Genomic DNA, 17,655 nt, shown 5'->3' on the forward strand with positions numbered 1-17,655 from the left:
TTTAGAGCGCCTTCGGGCCTTCGGCAGCCTGGCCCCCTTCGGGCTTGGTGTCGACGTTGACGGAGGCGCTCATGCCGGCGCGGAGCAGGTCCGTTCCCGTGTCGCACGAGATGTTGACCGGCACGCGCTGCGTAACCTTCACCCAGTTGCCGGTGGCGTTCTGCGCCGGGATCAGCGCGAACTCCGCGCCCGTTGCCGCGCCGATCGACGCGACCTGGCACTCGATCGCCAGCCCGGGATAGGCGTCGACCTTCACCTCGGCCGGCATGCCGACCGATAGAGTGGTGAGCTGCGTTTCCTTGAAGTTGGCCTCGACCCAGGTGTCGCCGGTTTCGACCAGCGTAGCGATGGTCGAGCCGGTGTTGATGAACTGGCCGACATTGAGGCTCGCGACCTGGCTGACGATGCCGTCCGCGGGAGCGACGATCGTGCTCTTGTCGAGGTTGCGCTGGGCGTTGTCGCGCGCCGCGAGGGCTGCGCGCACCGCGGGATGGTCGTCGGTCTTGATGTTGGGATCGCCACCGAGTGCCGCCGTGGCGTTGGCCACGTCCTGCTCCTCGAGCGACACGTTCGACTGCGCCTGCTGCAAGGCAAGACGTGAGTCATCGAGTGCAGACTCGGCCGAGATGCCCTGCTTCTGGAGGTTCGACGCGCGGTCCCATTCCTTCTGCCGGATGGCGAGGGTGGATTTGGCGGCCTCGAGCTTGGCGGTGGCCGTTGAATAGCCGACGCGCAGCTGCTCGACATTCACCCGGGCGGTGGCGAGCGCGGCGTCGGCCTGGCTGAGGGCGATGCGATAGGGCTCGGCGTCGATGGCGAACAACGCATCGCCGGCCTTGACCAACTGGTTGTCCTTTACCGCCACCGAAACGATGCGGCCTGCGACGTCGGACGACACCGACACCTTGGGCTGCTGCACATAGGCATTGTCGGTTTCGACATAGCGCCCGCCGGTCAGCCAGAAATAGCCGCCACCTGCCGCCAGCACCACCGGCACCGCCAGCATCAATGCCAGCCGCTTGCCAGAACGCTTCTTCTTGGCCGGCGCCTCGGGGGTGGCGACCGCCTCCGGCTTCGCTGCCTCGGCGGCCGGGACCAGAACCGGCTTGGCTTCGCCGGGAGCAGGGGGGGTAACGCGGGCGTTCATTTCAGACTTCCTCGAGTTCGGCCGCCTGGCCGGAAAGATTGTCGCGCATCCTCATGAGCGCAGAAATTACTGTTTGCCGATCCTCGGGGGAGACTCCCTCGAGCGCGGCCTCATACATGGCGAGCCCGACCTTCCGGGCCGTTGCATAAACTTCTTCGCCCTCGGTCGTCAGCCGGGCGAGCTTGGCGCGGCTGTCGGTCGGGTCGGCATAGCGGTCGATCAGGCCCCGCTTCTCCAGCCGGTCGAGCACGCCCGATACAGTCATCGGGTCGGTGTCGGTCGCCGCGGCCAGCGCCACCTGCGTGATGCCTTCGTTCATGCCGACATGCGCCAACACCTTCCACTGTGGCAGCGTGATGCCGTGGATGCGGGCCTCTTCCTCGAAGCGGCGCTTCATCAGTCGGCCCACTTCGTTGATCAGGTAGCCCAGCGGGGCTTGGTGCTTGTATCCGAAATTCGATTTCATAAGTGCACATATAATAAGTGCACATACGAAGTCAATGAACCGGACCGTTAGCATGCTATCTAAAGACGCGTTGCTCCCATGCATGGCGCGCGGGACGACTCGATCGGCCTTGCATCGAGAAAGCGTTGCGCGATGAAACTTAAAGCAGGGTCAGACAGTTATCTTCGCAGAGGCCCAAAACACGCGCGCGAAGGCGAGCGAAAATGGACAGCCACATCAAGCACGCGCCACTCTCGGGTCGACTTGTCATGTTGGGGTTCGGCAGTATCGCGCAGGCAAGCCTGCCGCTGCTGCTGCGTCACCTCGACCTGCCACCAGAGCGGATCGAGATCATCACCGCCGATGACAACGGCGCTGAGATTGCTCGCGCCTATGGCGTGGGGCACCGAATCCTACCGCTGACGGAGTACAACTATCGCGAAGTGCTCGAGCCGCTGATCGTGCCGGGGAGCTTTGTGCTCAACCTGTCGGTCGGTCTTTCCAGCACCGCCTTGATTGAGTTCTGCCGTGCCCGCGGCGCCCTCTATCTCGATACCTGCATTCAGCGCTGGCCGGGCGACGACCCCTTCGGCTTGCGTACGCAATCAGAGCGGTCCAACTACGCCCTGCGCGAGGAGGTGCTGGCCCTCCGCGGTGAGCGCCCCGCCGGTCCCACCGCGGTCATGACAATGGGGGCCAACCCCGGCCTTGCCTCGATCTTCGTCAAGGAGGCGCTGTTGCGCATGGCGGACGACGCCGGCATCGACCCGCCCCACGAGGCAGAGCGGGTCGCCTGGGCCAAGCTCGCCCGCACGCTCGGGATCAAGGCGATCCATGTCGCCGAGCGCGACACCCAGCTGAGTGCGCAGCGCAAGCAACGGGACGAGTTCGTCAACACCTGGTCGGTGCCGGGCCTCGTGACCGAGGGGCTGCAGCCGGCCGAGCTCGGCTGGGGCACGCATGAGCGTCACTGGCCTGAAGATGCCGAGCGGCACTGCTTCGGCTGCGGCACCGCGATCTATCTCAACCGCCCCGGCGCCTCGACCCGCGTGCGCAGCTGGACGCCGCTCGAGGGCGCCTACCAGGGGTTCCTCATCACCCATTGCGAGTCGATGTCGATCAGCGACCACCTGACCGTCCGAGAGGCCGGGCGCGTGGTGTACCGGCCGACCGTCCACTACGCCTACCACCCCTGCGACGACGCCGTGCTGTCATTGCACGAGATGGCGGGCAGGGGCTGGGTGCCGCAGCACCGCGCGCGGATCATCCGGGACGATGTCGTCTCCGGCCTGGACGAACTGGGCGTGCTGCTGATGGGCAACGAACGGGGCGTCTACTGGTTCGGCTCGCGCCTCGGCATCGAACAGGCCCGGGCGCTGGTGCCGCACAATAACGCCACCAGCCTGCAGGTCGCGGCGGGCATCCTCGCCGGCACCGTCTGGGCCATCCAGCACCCTGATGCCGGCATCGTCGAACCCGACGACCTCGGCCATGAGGACATCATGCGCGTGGCGCGGCCCTATCTCGGCGACGTGGTCGGTGTCTACGGCGATTGGTCGCCGCTCGATGGCCGGGGGCAGCTCTTCGCCGAAGACCTGGACCGGGACGACCCCTGGCAGTTCAAGAACCTGCGCGTCTGCTGAGGACGCTCCTTGATGGGGTGACCCCGACCCGGTGGTCGTGGCGTCTGGCATTTTCGATCAGCATGCCCTATTTCCCGGGCATGGCACACGACCTCGCAACCGCCCGCCGCCTTTCGGTGGCCCCGATGATGGATTGGACCGACAGGCATTGTCGGTACCTGCATCGGCTGCTGACGTCTCGCGCGCTGCTGTTCACCGAGATGGTGACCAGCGCGGCAGTGGTGCATGGCCCGCGCGAGCGGCTGCTGGGATTCGATGCGGTGGAGCAGCCGGTAGCGGTGCAGCTCGGCGGGTCAGACCCGAAGGAATTGGCCGAGGCGACCCGCATCGCCACTGAGTTTGGCTATGCCGAGATCAACCTCAATGTCGGCTGCCCGTCCGATCGCGTGCAGTCGGGCCGTTTCGGCGCCTGCCTGATGGCGGAGCCGGACCTGGTTGCGGAGTGCGTCCGCGCGATGCGCGACGCCACCGACAGGCCAGTGACGGTGAAGTGCCGCATCGGCATCGACGATCAGGATACCGAAGAGAGCCTCGACCGCTTCGCCGACACCATGGTCGCGGCCGGCGTCGATGCGCTCTATGTTCATGCGCGCAAGGCCTGGCTCAAGGGCCTGAGCCCCAAGGAAAACCGCGAAATCCCGCCGCTCGACTACCCTCGCGTTCATCGCCTGGCCGAGCGGCTGGCGCCACTGCCGGTCATGCTCAACGGCGGCATCAAGTCGATCAAGGACGCCGAGGCGCACATGCCGCATGTCTCGGGTGTCATGCTCGGCCGGCTCGCCTATCACGATCCGATGCTGCTGACGCTGGTCGACGAGCGCTTCTTCGGCGCGCCGAAGCGGACCGTTGAACTGCGCGACGTGATGCTGGCGATGGCCGAGTATGCCGAGCGCGAGATCGGCAAGGGCGCACGGCTCAACAACATCACCCGCCACATGCTGGGCCTCGCCAACGCCCGCGCCGGCGCCCGCACCTTCCGCCAGATCCTGAGCGTCGACGCCTGCAAGCGCGGCGCCGGTCCGGAAGTCATCATGCGCGCCTTCGACGCGCTGGAGCCGGAGCTGGCGCTGGCGGTTTAGTTGAGGCCGTCCCCGGAGTCAGGGAGCCACCGGCCTCTAGTGCTTGTCCTTCCAGAAGTCCGCCTGCAGTTGCGCCGCTTCCTCCGCTAGCATCGGCCCGACGATCTCGGTCGGCCGTTGCCCCGCCTCGAACACGATGTGGCAGGGCAAGTCGAGCGTCGGGTTCTCCTCGTGCGCGCCGGTCTGCGCCTTGAGGTCGCGTTCGGTCTGGCCGAAAACCACGCGGCCGATGCCGGCCCAGTAGATGGCGCCCGAGCACATCGCGCAGGGCTCGGCCGAGGTATAGAGCGTGCAGTCTTTCAGCTCTTCGAGGCTGAGGTTCTTGGCCGCCCACGAAGCCAGCAGCTTCTCGGCATGTGCGGTGCGGTCGCCGCCTTCCGAGCTGTAGCCGTTGCCCTGTTCGCGCAGCACCTTGCCGTGCTTGTCCGCCAGCACCGAGCCGAACGGATGGTCGCCGCCATCGCGCGAGCGCTTGGCCACGGCGAAGGATTGGCGCAGCAGGGCTTCGTCATAGGGGCGTGCGGGCATCGGGGTCTCCGTTGATTGCCCGCAGACTATGCCCGAGCCCGGCTCAGTCGACCAGTTCGAGCGCGTTGCCGGTCACCGCATAGCGGCTCAGCGTACCGAGAAAGCTCATGCCGAGGAGGCTCGTTTCCAGCGCGCCGCGTTCCGCGATGAAGGCGCGCACGTTGTTGCGCACGATGCCGCCGACCTCGATCTGGTCGAGCGTAACGCTCGCGGCCTTGCCGGTGCCGTTGGCGGTGGAGACCGAGACGTTGTAGTTCAGCACGTCCGTAGCAATGCCGGCTTTCTCGGCGTCGCCATGCGTCAGCACCACGGCGCTGGCGCCGGTATCGAAGATGGTCCGGATGTCCGAGCCGTTGATGGTCGCGTTGATCTGGAAGTGCCCGTCGCGCCCGCCGCGGAACGTGGCCGTGCCGCGCTCTCCGTCGACCACCGCGATGCCGGGCATCAGCTCGCCGAATACCCGCGACGCAACCCCCGAGAGGTCGTCGCGATAGGTGTAGCCGACCAGCACGACGCCGAAGATGCCGGCCCACAGGATCAGGTTGCCGAACAGCTCGGAGAACCTGTGTCGCCGAGAGAACAGCCCGCCCGCGATGAAGATCAGGATGACCAGCAGCGGCAGCAGTTGGCCCAGTTGTTCCTGCGTGAGGCCGACCATCGTTCCGGCGTCGGCGCTGACCAGGAGGGCCAGCCCGATGGCGATGACGATGGCGAAACCGATGAACAGCATGCAAATCCCTTCGCTGGCGCTTCCACGATAATGGGGTGGCGCCGGCGCAATTCAAGCAGTGCGCTGACCGGCAAACAGTGAACTCTGCGCGATCAGCCCATCGCCGACGATATCGAAGAAGGCCCGGACTCGCGCCGTCTTCCTGAGGTCAGCATGGGTGACGATCCATAGCTCGCGTGTCAACTCGATGACCGGACCGGCACTGGCCCGCACCAGCCCCGGCTCGATGTCGCCGAGGTAGCAGGGCAGCACCGCATAGCCGATGCCGGCCTTTGCGGCAGTGAACTGGTTGATGAGGCTGCTGGCGCGATAGACGATATGACGCGGCTCGATCTTCTCGCCGAGCCAGTCCGCCGCAGCGATACCGGTCACCTCCGCGCCCCAGCCAATGAAGTCGCGCCCGGCCAGGTCGTCGACCGGCCCGAGCGAGGGCGCTCCGTAGATGGTCCAGGCGATGTCGGCGAGCTTCCGTCCGAACAGGTCTGGCTCCTTCGGCCGGGTGACGCGCAGCGCGATATCGGCCTCGCGCCGGCTGAGGCTCAGCACCCGGTTGTCGACCACCAGCTCCACCACGATCCCTGGATGCGCCCCGCGGAACCGAGCCAGCTGCTGTGTCAGGACGCTGTAGGCCAGCGTCTCCGACGAGGTGACGCGCAACGCGCCGGTGAGCCGCTGGTCGCGCCCGCCGACCTCGCGGCTCAGCGCATCCGCCTCCGTTTCGACCCGCTCGGCGGTGGTCGCAACGCGTTCGCCTTCGGTGGTCGTCTGGTAGACACCACCAGGCAACCGCTCGAACAGCCGCACGCCGAGCTTTTCCTCCAGCGTATTCAGCCGCCGGAAGGCGGTGGAGTGGTTGACGCCCAGCGCATTGGCGCCGCCGCCGAGGGTGCCGGCACGGGCGATGGCGAGCACCAGCTTCAGGTCGTTCCAGTTTTCCATGGCTCTCGATATAGCATGGGCGCCGCTTGCAAGCATGCAAATGCTGATGGCGAAATCACCATTCGCCTTTCGAAGTCGCCGCGACTAACTCTCTGGCATCACCAACCCGGAGAGACCAAATGCAGCTCTACTACCACCCCTACGGTTGCTCGCTTGCCCCCGCCATCGCCGCCGCCGAGGCTGACGTCCCGCTCGATTTCACCTATGTCGACATCATGGGCGAGCCGCACACGCTGGCCGACAGCACGCTCTACACCGACATCAACGCCCGCAACTATGTGCCGCTGTTGGCGCTCGACGACGGCAGCGAAGTCAGCGAGGCCGGCATTATCCTGCAGTATCTCGCCGACCTGAACCCGGCGGCCGGTCTTGCGCCCGGCCTCGGCACGATCGAGCGGCGGCTGCTCAACCAGTGGCTGACCTTCCTCGGCACCGAGCTGCACAAGACCTACTCGCCCTGGCTGTTCCACCCCGAAGTCGGGGAACAGGCGCAGGACTATGCCCGCAAGCGTGTCGCCGCCCGCTACGCCATCGTCGAGCAGCAACTCGCCGGCAGGACCTGGCTGCTCGGCGAGCAGTTCACCGTTGCCGACGCCTACCTGTTCGTGATGGTCAACTGGGCCGCCGCGGCGAAAACGCCGCTCAGCGACTTCCCCAACATCCGCGCCTGGTTCGAGCGGATGAAGGCCCGCCCGCACGTCCGCGAGGCGATCCGGCTGCACTCGGCCAGCCCAGAGGCCAAGGCCGCCTAGACGAACATCAGCAACACGGTCAGCACGGCGACCTCGATCAGCGCTTGCAGCGCCCCGATCAGGTCGCCGGTCTGCCCGCCGATGAGCTTGCGGCAGGCCCACACCCACGCCGCTGCGACACCCGCTGCGACGCCCAGCGACACGATCACCGCGACGACGCTGGTGAACGGTGCCGCGAGCACGAAGGCCAGCAGCACGGCAAAGCCCATGCCGCCGAAGAAGGCCCGTCGCGACACCCGGCCAACCGCCGCCGAAGCACCGCCCTCGCGCGCATTGGGCAGCGCGACACTGAGCCACAGCGAGGCGGACCGTCCGATCACCGTCGAGGCGAGCCAGATGGCGCCGGCCGCAAGCGGGTTGTGGGCAGCGACCCCGCCGATCGCCGTGATGCGGAACAGCAGATAGAGTCCAAGCGCCGCCACCCCATAGGTGCCGTGCCGGCTGTCCTTCATGATCTCGAGCCGGCGCTCGACACTTGCTCCGCCGAACAGCCCATCGGCGCTGTCGGCAATCGCGTCGTCGGCCATCGCCCCGGTGGCCACCAGCATGGCCGCGACGCCCAGCGTGGCGGCGAAATAGCTCGGGATCCCGGCCCAGGCCGTCAGCATCATCAGCAGCGCCGGCAGGAACCCGATGGCGACGCTGGTGAAGCCCAATCCCACCGCGATGCGGTTGAGAACGGGCTTTTCGAACGGGCTGTCACCGGTTGGCAACCGCGAGAAGAACCGCAAGCCCATGATCAGGTCGTCGGTCAGCCGCCAGCCATAGGCAGGAGGCGCCTCGGGTGGCGTGACCGGGCGATGATTGTCCTGCCGTGGGGGCGATCCGGGGGCGTCGTCACTCACTTGCGGTTCCCTTGCCATGGGGCGATGCTCGCTTGTCCTTCGGCCTTCGGGGCAATGCAAGATGAGTGTCACCCAGTTCGAACTGGTGTCGCGTTGGCGGATCGCTGCGCCGTTGGATCGCGTCTGGCCCGAGATCGCCGATGTCGACGCCTGGCCCTCGTGGTGGCGTGCCGTTCGCAAGGTGGAGCGGCTGCACGACGGCGACGCGAGCGGGGTTGGAGCGGTCCGCCGCCTGACCTGGGTCACGGCGCTGCCCTACACCATCACGTTCGACGTCGAGTCCACTCGCATAGAGCCGATGCGCCTGATCGAAGGCCGCGCCAGCGGCGAGCTGAACGGTGTCGGACTTTGGACGCTCACCACCGACGGCGACGGCACGGCAGTGCGCTACGACTGGCGCATCGACCTCGGCAAACCCTGGATGCGCGCCTTCGCGCCAATCCTGCGTCCCGCCTTCGCCTGGAACCACAATGTGCTGATGGGCTGGGGCGAGTCCGACCTCAAGGCCCGGCTGGGCATCGGCTGAGCCCAGGTCAGCACTGCTGATCCCGATCGTGCTGGACTCTTGGGGCCGGACTCGCCCATGAGTGTCGTCCCCCGATCCGGAGCTGAAATTGCCGTCCCCCTTCGCCGACATCATCGACCTCCTGCATATCGCCCCCTCGGGCGACGAAGCCGCGGTCGCTGCCATCCGCCAGCGCGATCGCCAGCTCACCAAGCCGCCCGGTTCGCTCGGCGAGCTGGAGGGGCTGGTCGAGTTTCTCGGCCGCTGGCAGGGGAAGGCGAAACCGACGCTCGATAACCCCATGGTCGCGATCTTTGCCGCCAACCACGGCGTCACCGACCAGGGCGTCTCGGCCTTTCCGCGCGAGGTGACGGCGCAGATGGTCGCCAACTTCACCGCCGGCGGCGCCGCGATCAGCCAGATATGCGCACTGCACGAACTGAACCTGCGCGTCTTCGAACTGGCGCTCGAACTGCCCACCGGCGACATCACGCGCGAAGCGGCGATGGACGACAAGATGTGCGCCGCCACCATTGCCTACGGCATGGAGGCGATCGCTGGAAAGCCCGACCTGCTCGCCATCGGCGAAATGGGCATCGGCAACACCACCATCGCCGCCGCGCTCTACACCGCCCTCTATGGCGGCACCGGCGCGGACTGGGTTGGCCGCGGCACCGGCGTCGATGATGCCGGCCTCAAGCGCAAGGCCGACGCGGTGGACCGCGCCATCGCCTTCCATGCCGGCGCGCTCACCGATCCGCTCGCCATCCTCGCCCGCCTCGGCGGTCGCGAGATCGCCGCCATGGTCGGCGCCATCATCGCAGCGCGCCAGCAGAAAATCCCGGTGATCGTCGATGGTTTCGTCGCCACCTCCGCTGCGGCGATCGCCCATGCCGTGAACCCGGATTCGATCGACCACTGCATCTTCGGTCACGTGTCCGCCGAGCATGCCCATGCCCGCGCGCTCGAAGCGATGGGCAAGCGCTCGCTGCTCAGCCTCGGCATGCGGCTGGGGGAGGGGAGCGGCGCGGCCCTTGCGGCGGTGCTTGCCAAGACCGCGCTTCACCTGCACAAAAACATGGCGACCTTCGGAAGCGCCGGGGTCAGCGACAAGGAGGCGTAGGCGATGATCGCGGCCGGTGCGCAGTCGACCATCGACCTCGCCACTGGCCATCTCGTCGCCCTGCTGCAGCGCAATACCGGCGACCTGATCCGCAGCCTGCATCTTGTCGGCTCCGTTGCCGATGGCGATTTCCGTCCGGGCAGGAGCGATCTCGATTTCGTCGCTGTGCTATCGCGGGAACTGACTGATGACGACGCCGAGGCGCTGGTCGTCGTCCACCGCAGCTATCGCACCGACCCGACCCTGCCGAGCCTCGATGGCGTCTGGCTGACGGAGGATGAACTGCACGCCGGCCCCGACGCTGTCGCGGATGGGCCGACGTCCCAACAGGGCGATTTCGTCATCGTGGCGCGCGGCAACCGCAACCCGGTGACGTGGTTCGCGCTCGCCGACGCCGTGACAGTCATCGGGGAGCTAGACCGCGACGCGCTGTGGCACGACCGGGAACGGCTCGTCGCATGGGTGCGCGGGAACGCCGAGAGCTACTGGCGGCGTTGGTTGGCCCGAGCGTCGGGCGTTTCGTCGACAGGAGTCCAGATGTTCGGCCGCGCCATGCCGATGTGGGGCGTCCTCGGCATCAGCCGCCTCCACTACACCAAAGCCACGGGCAAGATTGCTTCCAAGTCCGCGGCCGGCGAGTGGGCACTAACGGCGTTCGATGCGCGGTGGCGGCCGATTGTGGAGGAAGCGCTGGCGTATCGGAAAGGTGAGCCATCGCGATACGGCAACCCGTTCGCGAGGCGGAGGGATGCACTGGCATTTGTGGAGATGGCAATTGAGGAGATTGTGGACTGACGTGGCCGGTTACTCGACGCCCATCTCCCCCCTCGCGGGGAAGAGTGGGGCCGGTGGATGTCGTCCCGCTCAGCTCGCTTCCGAGTAAATCTGCAGCCGCGGCTTCTTCTCCACCACCGGCGCCAGCGCATCCATCACCCGCGCCCGGGGGAAAGTCGCGATCACCTCGGTTCCGAACCGCAACTTCGAGAACAGGTCGAACCGCCCCTGGTGCAGTTCCATGATCTTCTGCACGATCGGCAGCCCCAGCCCCGCACCCTGCTCGGCGGTCTTCTGCGCCAGCGAACCCTGACCGAACGACGACAACACCGTCTCGATCTCGTTCTCGGGAATGCCCGGCCCGTTGTCGCGCACGCTCAGCAACTGCCCGCCATCGCCCGAGCGCGTCACCATCAGGTGCACCTTGCCCGATTGCGGGGTGAACTTGATGGCGTTGGAGAGCAGGTTCAACACCACCTGGCGGATCGCCCGCTCGTCGCCCCAGAGCTTGGGCAGGTTGTGCGCATAGCTAACGCTGAGCTCGATGCTCTTGGCCTTGGCGCGGATCTCCACCATGCGCCGGCAATCCTCGGCGATATCGATCAGCGAGACCGCCTCTTCGTTGAGGTCGTACTTGCCCGCCTCGATGCGGCTCAGATCGAGCAGCTCGTTGATGAGGTTGAGCAAATGCTGGCCGGACGAATGGATGTCGCCGGCATATTCCTTGTACTGTGGCACGTTATGCGCCCCGAGCAGTTCGGACTGCAGCACTTCGGAAAAGCCGATGATGGCGTTGAGCGGCGTCCGCAACTCGTGGCTCATCGTGGCGAGGAACTGCGACTTGGCGATATTAGCCTGCTCGGCATGCCGTCGCGCCTCGTCGCTCATCTCGCGCGCTTCCTCGAGCTCGTTGATCAGCGAGTCCTTTTCCGCCTGGTGCTCGATGGTCTCGAGTTCCGACTTGTAGAGCTGCTTGGCCAGGTAGACGAAGAACATCTCGCCGCCAACGACGACCGCGGCCAGCGCCCAGTTCAGCGTGCCGCCGGCCGTGACGAGGCTCATCGTCACCGTCACCGCGGAGGGCAGCGTGCTGGACAGCGTGGCACCCGGCAGCGTGCGCGTCGATACGGCGTTGGCGGCAATACCGATCAGCGCCATGGCGAACATCGCGACCAGCAGCGGTCCGGCATCGGTGGTCATCAGCGTGAACAGTGACAGCAGCGCCCAGGCGATGCCGTTCACCATCTCGGCGACGACGAAGCTGGCGGTCCAGCGCCCGGCGTTGAACTTCTCCTGCGGCTCGTCCTTGAAGCGGCGGCAGAGCCAGGCCACGGCCAGATTGGCGACGATCATCAGGGCCGCCCAGCCCGCGGCGGCCAGCGGCGACACCCACAGGCTGGCGAACAGCGCCAGGATCAGCACCAGGGCCGGCACGGCCAGCAGCCCGCCAAGCCGGGAGCTGGCATATTCGTCGAGCAGTTCGAAATCGAAGGAAGCGCGGGTGCCGGAGCTTGAGGTGAGGCGCTGGCGCGCGTCGAACACCGTCCGCTGCGAGTTACGGCGAAGCTCGCGACCCATCTGGGCGCGCACGTCTTCATCGTGCATCGCGGGCTTCAACGCCATTACTCAAATACTCAACACAACACTATCGCGAACAGGAAACGCGTTCGTTACGCTTGTGCAAAAACCCTATGCGCCGCATGGTTAAGTTACGGTGAACTGCCGGGTGGCCAAATGGGTGAAACCCAAGACGATCGGCAGTCTTCGCCAGTAGTGCGGAGTGCCATGCCGGCCTGGGCAAGCGGGCGCCGCACGCCGCTGCCGCGCCGTTTCCGCATGCGTTGGCGAGGCTGGTTCGTCGTGTTGATCGGGGTGGGGCTGCTCGCAGTCTACCTTATCATGCCCGACGCACCTTTCTCGCTCGACGGCCCGCCGCTGACTGGCACCGTGGAGCGCGTGGTCGACGGCGATACCATCGACATCGCCGGCCAGCGCATCCGGCTTACCGGCCTCGATGCACCCGAGTGGAACCAGACCTGCCGCACGGCTGACGGCGGCACCTGGGAGTGCGGCGCCCGCTCGTCGCGCTGGATGCGCGACCTGACGCGCGGCAAGACACTCACCTGCCGGCCGGAGGGCCACGACCGCTACGGCCGGCTGCTCGCCCTCTGCCGCGATGGCAAAACCGACATCGCCGAGGCCATGGTAGCCGACGGATTTGCAGTTGCCACAAGCCGTTACGCCGGCGTAGAGGCATCAGCCCGCAAGGCGCGGCTCGGCATCTGGCAAGGCAGTTTCGACGCGCCTGCCGCATGGCGCCGGCGCGAGGCGGCTGCTACCGCCGCCGAGACCGGAAATCCCAGTCGATTTGATCGGTTTCTGGCGTGGCTTTGGAACCTTCTGTCTAGTTGACAGGCGCAAGATATTTGCGTTGTATGGCCGCCTGCACTGTGTATTTTTGCGCTGCATCGGTGATTTTTCCACCATCACGCAATCTGATTTCAAGGGGGCTGCCATAGCTTTGGACAAGATCGATCGCAAGATTCTTGCGCTCCTGCAGAAGGACGCGACCACTCCGGTTGCCGAAATCGGCCGCAAGGTGGGGCTGTCGACGACGCCGTGCTGGCGCCGGATCCAGAAGATGGAAGAGGACGGGATCATCAAGGGCCGCGTCGCGGTTCTCGATCCCACCAAGATCAACGCCGGCGTCACCGTGTTCGTCTCGATCCGCACCAACGAGCACAACGACGCGTGGATGCGGAAGTTCGCTGCGGTGGTCGACGACTTCACCGAGGTGGTCGAGTTCTACCGCATGAGCGGCGAGGTCGATTACCTGCTGCGCGTCGTCGTGCCCGACATCGCGGCCTACGACTCGTTCTATAAAAAGCTGATTTCGAAGATCAATCTGACCGACGTCAGCTCGTCCTTCGCCATGGGGCAGATCAAGTACACCACGGCTTTGCCGCTCGAGTTCGCCATCGTTTCGGACGACGACAAGTAGCATGCCCGTTACCCGCGAAAGACTGCGCCAGCTCGTCGGGCTGGTGGAACCGGCTATCTCGCTGAGCGCGGCTCACATCGAGCAGCGCGACGGCTACGAGGTCGAACACCTGACCCTGCTGCTCGACGACACCGAGGTGCGCGGCATCCTCACCCGTCCCCTCAAGGTCGAGGGCCGCCTGCCGGCCATCCTCTACGGCCACTCGCATGGCGGGCGCTATGACATCGGCGCCGACGAACTGCTCGACGGCCGCGAGTATCTGCTCGATCCGCTCGGGCCGGTCTTCGCCCGCGCCGGCTATGTGACGCTCTGCATCGACATGCCGGTGTTCGGCAAGCGCGCCACCGTGTCGGAAGGTGCCGCCGCCAAGGCGCTGCTCTGGTACGGCAAGGGCCTGTTCGGCCAGATGCTCTGTGATCACTCGGCCGCGCTGACCTACCTGGCGTCGCGCCCTGAGGTCGATCCGCTCCGCATCGGCGCCTTCGGCATCTCGATGGGCTGCACCCTGAGCTATTGGCTCGCCGCCATGGACGAGCGCATCAAGGCCGTGGCGCATCTCTGCTGCTTTGCCGACCTCCGCACCATGATCGAGCTGGGCGCCCACGACGGGCACGGTGTCTATCTCGTGGTGCCGGGCCTGCTGAACGAGGCCGATGCCGGCGCCATCGGAGCGCTGGTCGCGCCGCGCCCGCAACTCATCTGCATCGGCGAGGCGGACTCGCTCACGCCCCCGGAAGCCGTCGCGCTGGCCTGGGACGAGACAAGTGCGGCTTACGCCGGTCACCCCGACCGGCTGCAACTGGTGTCGGAACCTGGCGTCAAGCACCAGGAAACGCCGCGCATGCGGGAAGCTGCGCTGGCGTTCTTCGCCAAGAGCCTCTAGCGCGGGCCTGCAACCCCAAGCGTCCCATCGTCATGCGTGACGAACCGCATGCCATGGCGGGCAAAGGCGTCGCATATGGCGGCGAAGTTCTCGTCGCGTACCGCCCGCGGGCCAGGCATTTCGACGCGCCGCACGGTCGAGAACGAGACGCCTGCCTCGGCGGCAAGGTCCAGGGCGGTCCAGCCGAGATAGGCGCGCGCCGCGCGAATTTGTGCATGCGACGGACTGTCGGTCACGCTCCGGGCGCTCCGCAAACCAGCCAATCCCGGCGCCGCTGCGCAACATTATCCGGCGGCGCGATGCGACGCGCATCAATACGTATCTCGGTATTCACTTGTCCCAGCCCTACATCGCCTCGCCGGAAGACCATTCGGGCTCATCCGGGACTGCGCTGGCGTCTCCAATTCGCAGAATATGCGGCGAAATTTAGTCAAACAGGCGGCGATACCAATCACATTTTTCGATAAGAGGCGAATGGTTAAGTTTAGGCGGTCAAAGCGGATGGATGAGGACAGAAAGTGCTCTCAGATACTTGCAGACAATGCTGCTCCGGCAGGGTGGGATTACGTCTTACATGATGGAACGAGCGCGAAGTTTGCCGATTCGCGTATCCGTAAGTAACGCGAACATAACGGACCGCCGTTATCTGCGCGTCCCCTGACTTTTGAGCGGTCCGGCCCCCTCCGACCGTTCGACTTTTTCTACGGCCCGTCTATGGTAGGCGAACAAGATGGCGCAAAGCGCCTGATCTGCGCGCCGGTTAGGGCGCGGTCCTGGAGGGGGCGAATATGCGGGAGGAATTCGATCACATCGTGATCGGAGGGGGAGCGTCGGGCTGTGTCGCGGCCGCCCGGCTCGTGACCGATGGCGGGCGGCGCGTGCTGCTGCTCGAGGCGGGCTATTCGCACCATCATCCGCTGCTCGACATGCCGCCGGGGATCTTCAAGCTGATCAACGGCTCCAAGTACATGACCTATCACCACACCGTGCCGCAGCAGCACCTCAATGGTCGCGTGCACGACATTCCGCAGGGCAATGTGCTCGGCGGCGGCACCTCGGTGAACGCGCAGGTCTACATGCGCGGCCGGCCCTCGGACTACGACGAGTGGGACCAGATCCTGCGCGGCAGCAATGACGGCGCCGCCTGGGACTGGTCGACCGTGCTGCAGCACTTCCGCCGCATCGAGGGCAACAACCGGCTGAGCAACGACTACCACGGCAATGACGGCCCGCTGCTGGTCTCCGACCCGGGCCACATCGACGACGTGTCGCGCTGGTTCGTACAGAGCGTGCAGCAGAAGGGCGAGCCGTTCACCAACGATTTCAACGGCGTGACGCAGCGCGGCGTCGGCTTCTACCAGTTCATGAACCGCAAGGGGAAACGCTCGAGCGCCGCCTACGCCTATGTCGAGCCGCTGAAGGACGACCCGCGGCTGACGGTGCGCCTCCGCGCCGCGGTGCAGAAGATCAACATCGAGAAGGGCAGGGCGGTCAGCGTCACCTACCGAGACGCGGCTGGCACCGAGCACACCGCGTACTCATCTGGCGACATTGTCCTCAGCTCGGGCGCGCTGGTGACACCGAAACTGCTGATGCTCTCAGGCCTCGGCCCCGCCGAGCAGTTGCGTAGCCACGGCATCGATACCCTCGTCGATCTGCCCGGCGTCGGCCAGAACCTCATCGACCATCCCGAAGTCCCGGTGATCTCGGTCGCCAACGGGCCTTACGGCTATTTCAAGCAGGGCGTCGGCTGGCGCATGCTGAAGAACGGCCTCAACTTCAAGCTGTTCGGCAACGGTCCGATCCTCTCCGCCGGCTTCGAGGCCGGTGCCTTCATCAACCCCGTCGACCGCGACGCACCGCCCTCCATCCAGGCGTTCTGCGTGCCGATCGTCTACCTCGACCGCGACCTGCTGAAGGTGTTCGACGACACCTACGGGGTCACCATCACCACCGTGCTGGTGAAACCCAAATCACGCGGTTACGTCGAACTCCGCTCCGCCAACCCCGCCGACATGCCGCTGGTCTCGCCGCATCTGCTGCAGCACCCGGACGACATGAAGATGATGGTCGAGGGCCAGCGCTTCTTCCGCGACGTGCTGCTCACCGGCCCCCTCGGCAAGCGCATCGAAAAGGTCATCGCGCCACCCGGCCCGGACCTCAGCGACGAGGTGATGGCCGAGCACTGCCGCCGGTTCGTCAAGACCAACTACCATCCGGCCAGCACGGCGAAAATGGGCGCCGACGGCGACCCGATGGCCGTTCTCGATGCGCGCCTGCGCGTCCGCGGCGTGGATAACCTCCGCGTCTCCGACATGTCGGCGGTACCCAACATCAACGCCGGCAACACCACGGCGCCCGCCATGATGCTGGGCGACCGCTGCGCCGATTTCATTCTCGGCCTCGACCGGCCGCCAACAGCTGTGCTGCATTAGGAGAGAGCAATGATCTTCGATCTGTTTCGTCTGGACGGCAAAGTCGCGCTGGTCACCGGCGCCACCCGCGGCATCGGCCTCGGCATCGTCGAAGCGCTGACCGACGCGGGCGCCCACGTGATCCTCTCGTCCAAGGTCCCCAAGCCGGATGTCGTCGCGCGCTTCAAGGACGCCGGCCACAAGGTCGACTATATCCAGGGCGACGTGCAGGACCCCGCGGTGCCCGCGCAACTCGTCGCCGAGGCAGTAAGGCTCGGCGGCGGCAAGCTCGACATCCTCGTCAACAATGCCGGCGTCGCCCAGCACGGCGAGACCCACAGCTTCCCCGAAGAGCAGTATCGCCGGCTGATGGATATCAACGTCGACAGCGTCTTTCGCGCCTGCCAGGCGGCGCTCATCCCGATGCGCGCCCAGAAGAGCGGCGTGATCCTCAATATCGGCTCGATCTCAGGGCTGATCTCGAACATCCCGCAGCCGCAGGCAGCCTACAATGCGTCCAAGGCCGCAGTGCACATGCTGACCAAGAGCCTTGCCTCGGACTACGCCGAAGACGGCATCCGGGTGAACGCCATCGCCCCCGGCTACATCACCACCGACATGACCAATGGCGGGTTGGCGGATCCGGTCTGGGGCCCGGTCTGGCGCGACATGACCCCAATGAAGCGGCCGGGTTCGGCCACGGATATCGGCGCAGCGGCGCTATACCTGTGCTCACCGGCGTCGGGGTATGTAACGGGCGAAGTGCTGGTGGTGGATGGGGGATATACGGTGCGGTGATCACACCAACACCGGCGCGAGCCAGGGGTGGGGGGCGGCAAACCACCGA

The 17,655-nt window shown here is 66.1% G+C and carries 19 protein-coding genes; 11 read left to right on the plus strand and 8 right to left on the minus strand.

What is annotated here, in order from left to right; genetic code table 11:
• Position 1: 1 nt before the first annotated feature.
• On the minus strand, positions 2-1,147 hold the full coding sequence (locus AC1DV8_RS09750) for an HlyD family secretion protein (RefSeq protein WP_477157324.1): 1,146 nt from the start codon (positions 1,145-1,147) through the stop codon (positions 2-4).
• Position 1,148: 1 nt separating this feature from the next.
• Complete coding sequence (locus AC1DV8_RS09755) at positions 1,149-1,613, minus strand: MarR family winged helix-turn-helix transcriptional regulator (RefSeq protein ID WP_477150276.1); 465 nt, start codon at positions 1,611-1,613, stop codon at positions 1,149-1,151.
• A gap of 203 nt (positions 1,614-1,816) precedes the next feature.
• On the opposite strand from AC1DV8_RS09755, the gene AC1DV8_RS09760 reads away from it, so the two are divergent.
• On the plus strand, positions 1,817-3,235 hold the full coding sequence (locus tag AC1DV8_RS09760; RefSeq protein WP_477157325.1) for a homospermidine synthase: 1,419 nt from the start codon (positions 1,817-1,819) through the stop codon (positions 3,233-3,235).
• A 62-nt stretch (positions 3,236-3,297) separates the two neighbouring features.
• Positions 3,298-4,314: a tRNA dihydrouridine(20/20a) synthase DusA gene (dusA, locus tag AC1DV8_RS09765; RefSeq protein ID WP_477157326.1), complete on the plus strand. Its 1,017-nt coding sequence runs from the start codon at positions 3,298-3,300 to the stop codon at positions 4,312-4,314.
• 36 nt (positions 4,315-4,350) lie between these two features.
• Here the strand turns inward: dusA and AC1DV8_RS09770 are convergent, their stop codons facing one another.
• From AC1DV8_RS09770 to AC1DV8_RS09780, 3 genes are read right to left on the minus strand one after another with little or no spacing between them, the layout of a single operon-like run.
• Positions 4,351-4,842 (minus strand): nucleoside deaminase, encoded by a 492-nt coding sequence (locus AC1DV8_RS09770; protein WP_477150279.1) that lies wholly within the window; start codon positions 4,840-4,842, stop codon positions 4,351-4,353.
• Between the two features lie 43 nt (positions 4,843-4,885).
• On the minus strand, positions 4,886-5,572 hold the full coding sequence (locus tag AC1DV8_RS09775; protein WP_477157327.1) for a retropepsin-like aspartic protease family protein: 687 nt from the start codon (positions 5,570-5,572) through the stop codon (positions 4,886-4,888).
• Between the two features lie 51 nt (positions 5,573-5,623).
• Positions 5,624-6,511, minus strand: coding sequence for a LysR family transcriptional regulator (locus AC1DV8_RS09780; RefSeq protein WP_477150281.1), 888 nt, complete (start codon positions 6,509-6,511; stop codon positions 5,624-5,626).
• A 119-nt stretch (positions 6,512-6,630) separates the two neighbouring features.
• Between AC1DV8_RS09780 and AC1DV8_RS09785 the strand changes: the two genes are divergently transcribed.
• Positions 6,631-7,263 carry a glutathione binding-like protein gene (locus AC1DV8_RS09785; protein ID WP_477157328.1) on the plus strand — a complete coding sequence of 211 codons (633 nt, stop codon included), beginning with the start codon at positions 6,631-6,633 and terminating at the stop codon, positions 7,261-7,263.
• Here AC1DV8_RS09785 and AC1DV8_RS09790 read toward each other — a convergent pair.
• Entirely contained in the window at positions 7,260-8,108 is an 849-nt protein-coding gene (locus tag AC1DV8_RS09790; protein WP_477150283.1) for an adenosylcobinamide-GDP ribazoletransferase, read from the minus strand. The genes AC1DV8_RS09785 and AC1DV8_RS09790 overlap by 4 nt on opposite strands.
• 61 nt (positions 8,109-8,169) lie before the next feature.
• Between AC1DV8_RS09790 and AC1DV8_RS09795 the strand changes: the two genes are divergently transcribed.
• From AC1DV8_RS09795 to AC1DV8_RS09805, 3 genes are all read left to right on the plus strand, one after another.
• Entirely contained in the window at positions 8,170-8,634 is a 465-nt protein-coding gene (locus AC1DV8_RS09795) for an SRPBCC family protein (RefSeq protein ID WP_477157329.1), read from the plus strand.
• Between the two features lie 88 nt (positions 8,635-8,722).
• The gene (gene cobT / locus AC1DV8_RS09800) at positions 8,723-9,736 is read left to right on the plus strand and encodes a nicotinate-nucleotide--dimethylbenzimidazole phosphoribosyltransferase (protein ID WP_477157330.1); all 1,014 of its coding nucleotides are present in this window, start codon (positions 8,723-8,725) and stop codon (positions 9,734-9,736) included.
• A 3-nt stretch (positions 9,737-9,739) separates the two neighbouring features.
• The gene (locus AC1DV8_RS09805) at positions 9,740-10,531 is read left to right on the plus strand and encodes an aminoglycoside adenylyltransferase domain-containing protein (protein ID WP_477157331.1); all 792 of its coding nucleotides are present in this window, start codon (positions 9,740-9,742) and stop codon (positions 10,529-10,531) included.
• Between the two features lie 69 nt (positions 10,532-10,600).
• Here the strand turns inward: AC1DV8_RS09805 and AC1DV8_RS09810 are convergent, their stop codons facing one another.
• Positions 10,601-12,115 carry a sensor histidine kinase gene (locus tag AC1DV8_RS09810; RefSeq protein ID WP_477157332.1) on the minus strand — a complete coding sequence of 505 codons (1,515 nt, stop codon included), beginning with the start codon at positions 12,113-12,115 and terminating at the stop codon, positions 10,601-10,603.
• 180 nt (positions 12,116-12,295) lie between these two features.
• On the opposite strand from AC1DV8_RS09810, the gene AC1DV8_RS09815 reads away from it, so the two are divergent.
• The 3 genes from AC1DV8_RS09815 (at position 12,296) to AC1DV8_RS09825 (ending at position 14,394) form a co-directional block, all read left to right on the plus strand.
• Positions 12,296-12,922, plus strand: a complete 627-nt coding sequence (locus AC1DV8_RS09815) for a thermonuclease family protein (protein ID WP_477157333.1) — start codon at positions 12,296-12,298, stop codon at positions 12,920-12,922.
• Positions 12,923-13,031: 109 nt separating this feature from the next.
• The gene (locus AC1DV8_RS09820) at positions 13,032-13,511 is read left to right on the plus strand and encodes an Lrp/AsnC family transcriptional regulator (protein WP_477150289.1); all 480 of its coding nucleotides are present in this window, start codon (positions 13,032-13,034) and stop codon (positions 13,509-13,511) included.
• 1 nt (position 13,512) lies between these two features.
• Positions 13,513-14,394: an alpha/beta hydrolase family protein gene (locus AC1DV8_RS09825; RefSeq protein WP_477157334.1), complete on the plus strand. Its 882-nt coding sequence runs from the start codon at positions 13,513-13,515 to the stop codon at positions 14,392-14,394.
• Here the strand turns inward: AC1DV8_RS09825 and AC1DV8_RS09830 are convergent.
• The gene (locus AC1DV8_RS09830; RefSeq protein WP_477150291.1) at positions 14,391-14,630 is read right to left on the minus strand and encodes a helix-turn-helix domain-containing protein; all 240 of its coding nucleotides are present in this window, start codon (positions 14,628-14,630) and stop codon (positions 14,391-14,393) included. The genes AC1DV8_RS09825 and AC1DV8_RS09830 overlap by 4 nt on opposite strands.
• A 552-nt stretch (positions 14,631-15,182) precedes the next feature.
• On the opposite strand from AC1DV8_RS09830, the gene AC1DV8_RS09835 reads away from it, so the two are divergent.
• Together AC1DV8_RS09835 and AC1DV8_RS09840 are read left to right on the plus strand one after the other, a co-directional pair.
• Positions 15,183-16,829 carry a GMC family oxidoreductase gene (locus AC1DV8_RS09835; protein WP_477157335.1) on the plus strand — a complete coding sequence of 549 codons (1,647 nt, stop codon included), beginning with the start codon at positions 15,183-15,185 and terminating at the stop codon, positions 16,827-16,829.
• A 9-nt stretch (positions 16,830-16,838) separates the two neighbouring features.
• The gene (locus tag AC1DV8_RS09840; RefSeq protein ID WP_477150293.1) at positions 16,839-17,606 is read left to right on the plus strand and encodes an SDR family NAD(P)-dependent oxidoreductase; all 768 of its coding nucleotides are present in this window, start codon (positions 16,839-16,841) and stop codon (positions 17,604-17,606) included.
• Positions 17,607-17,655 lie beyond the last annotated feature (49 nt).

It is taken from the genome of Devosia sp. P3_B2 (assembly GCF_056402875.1).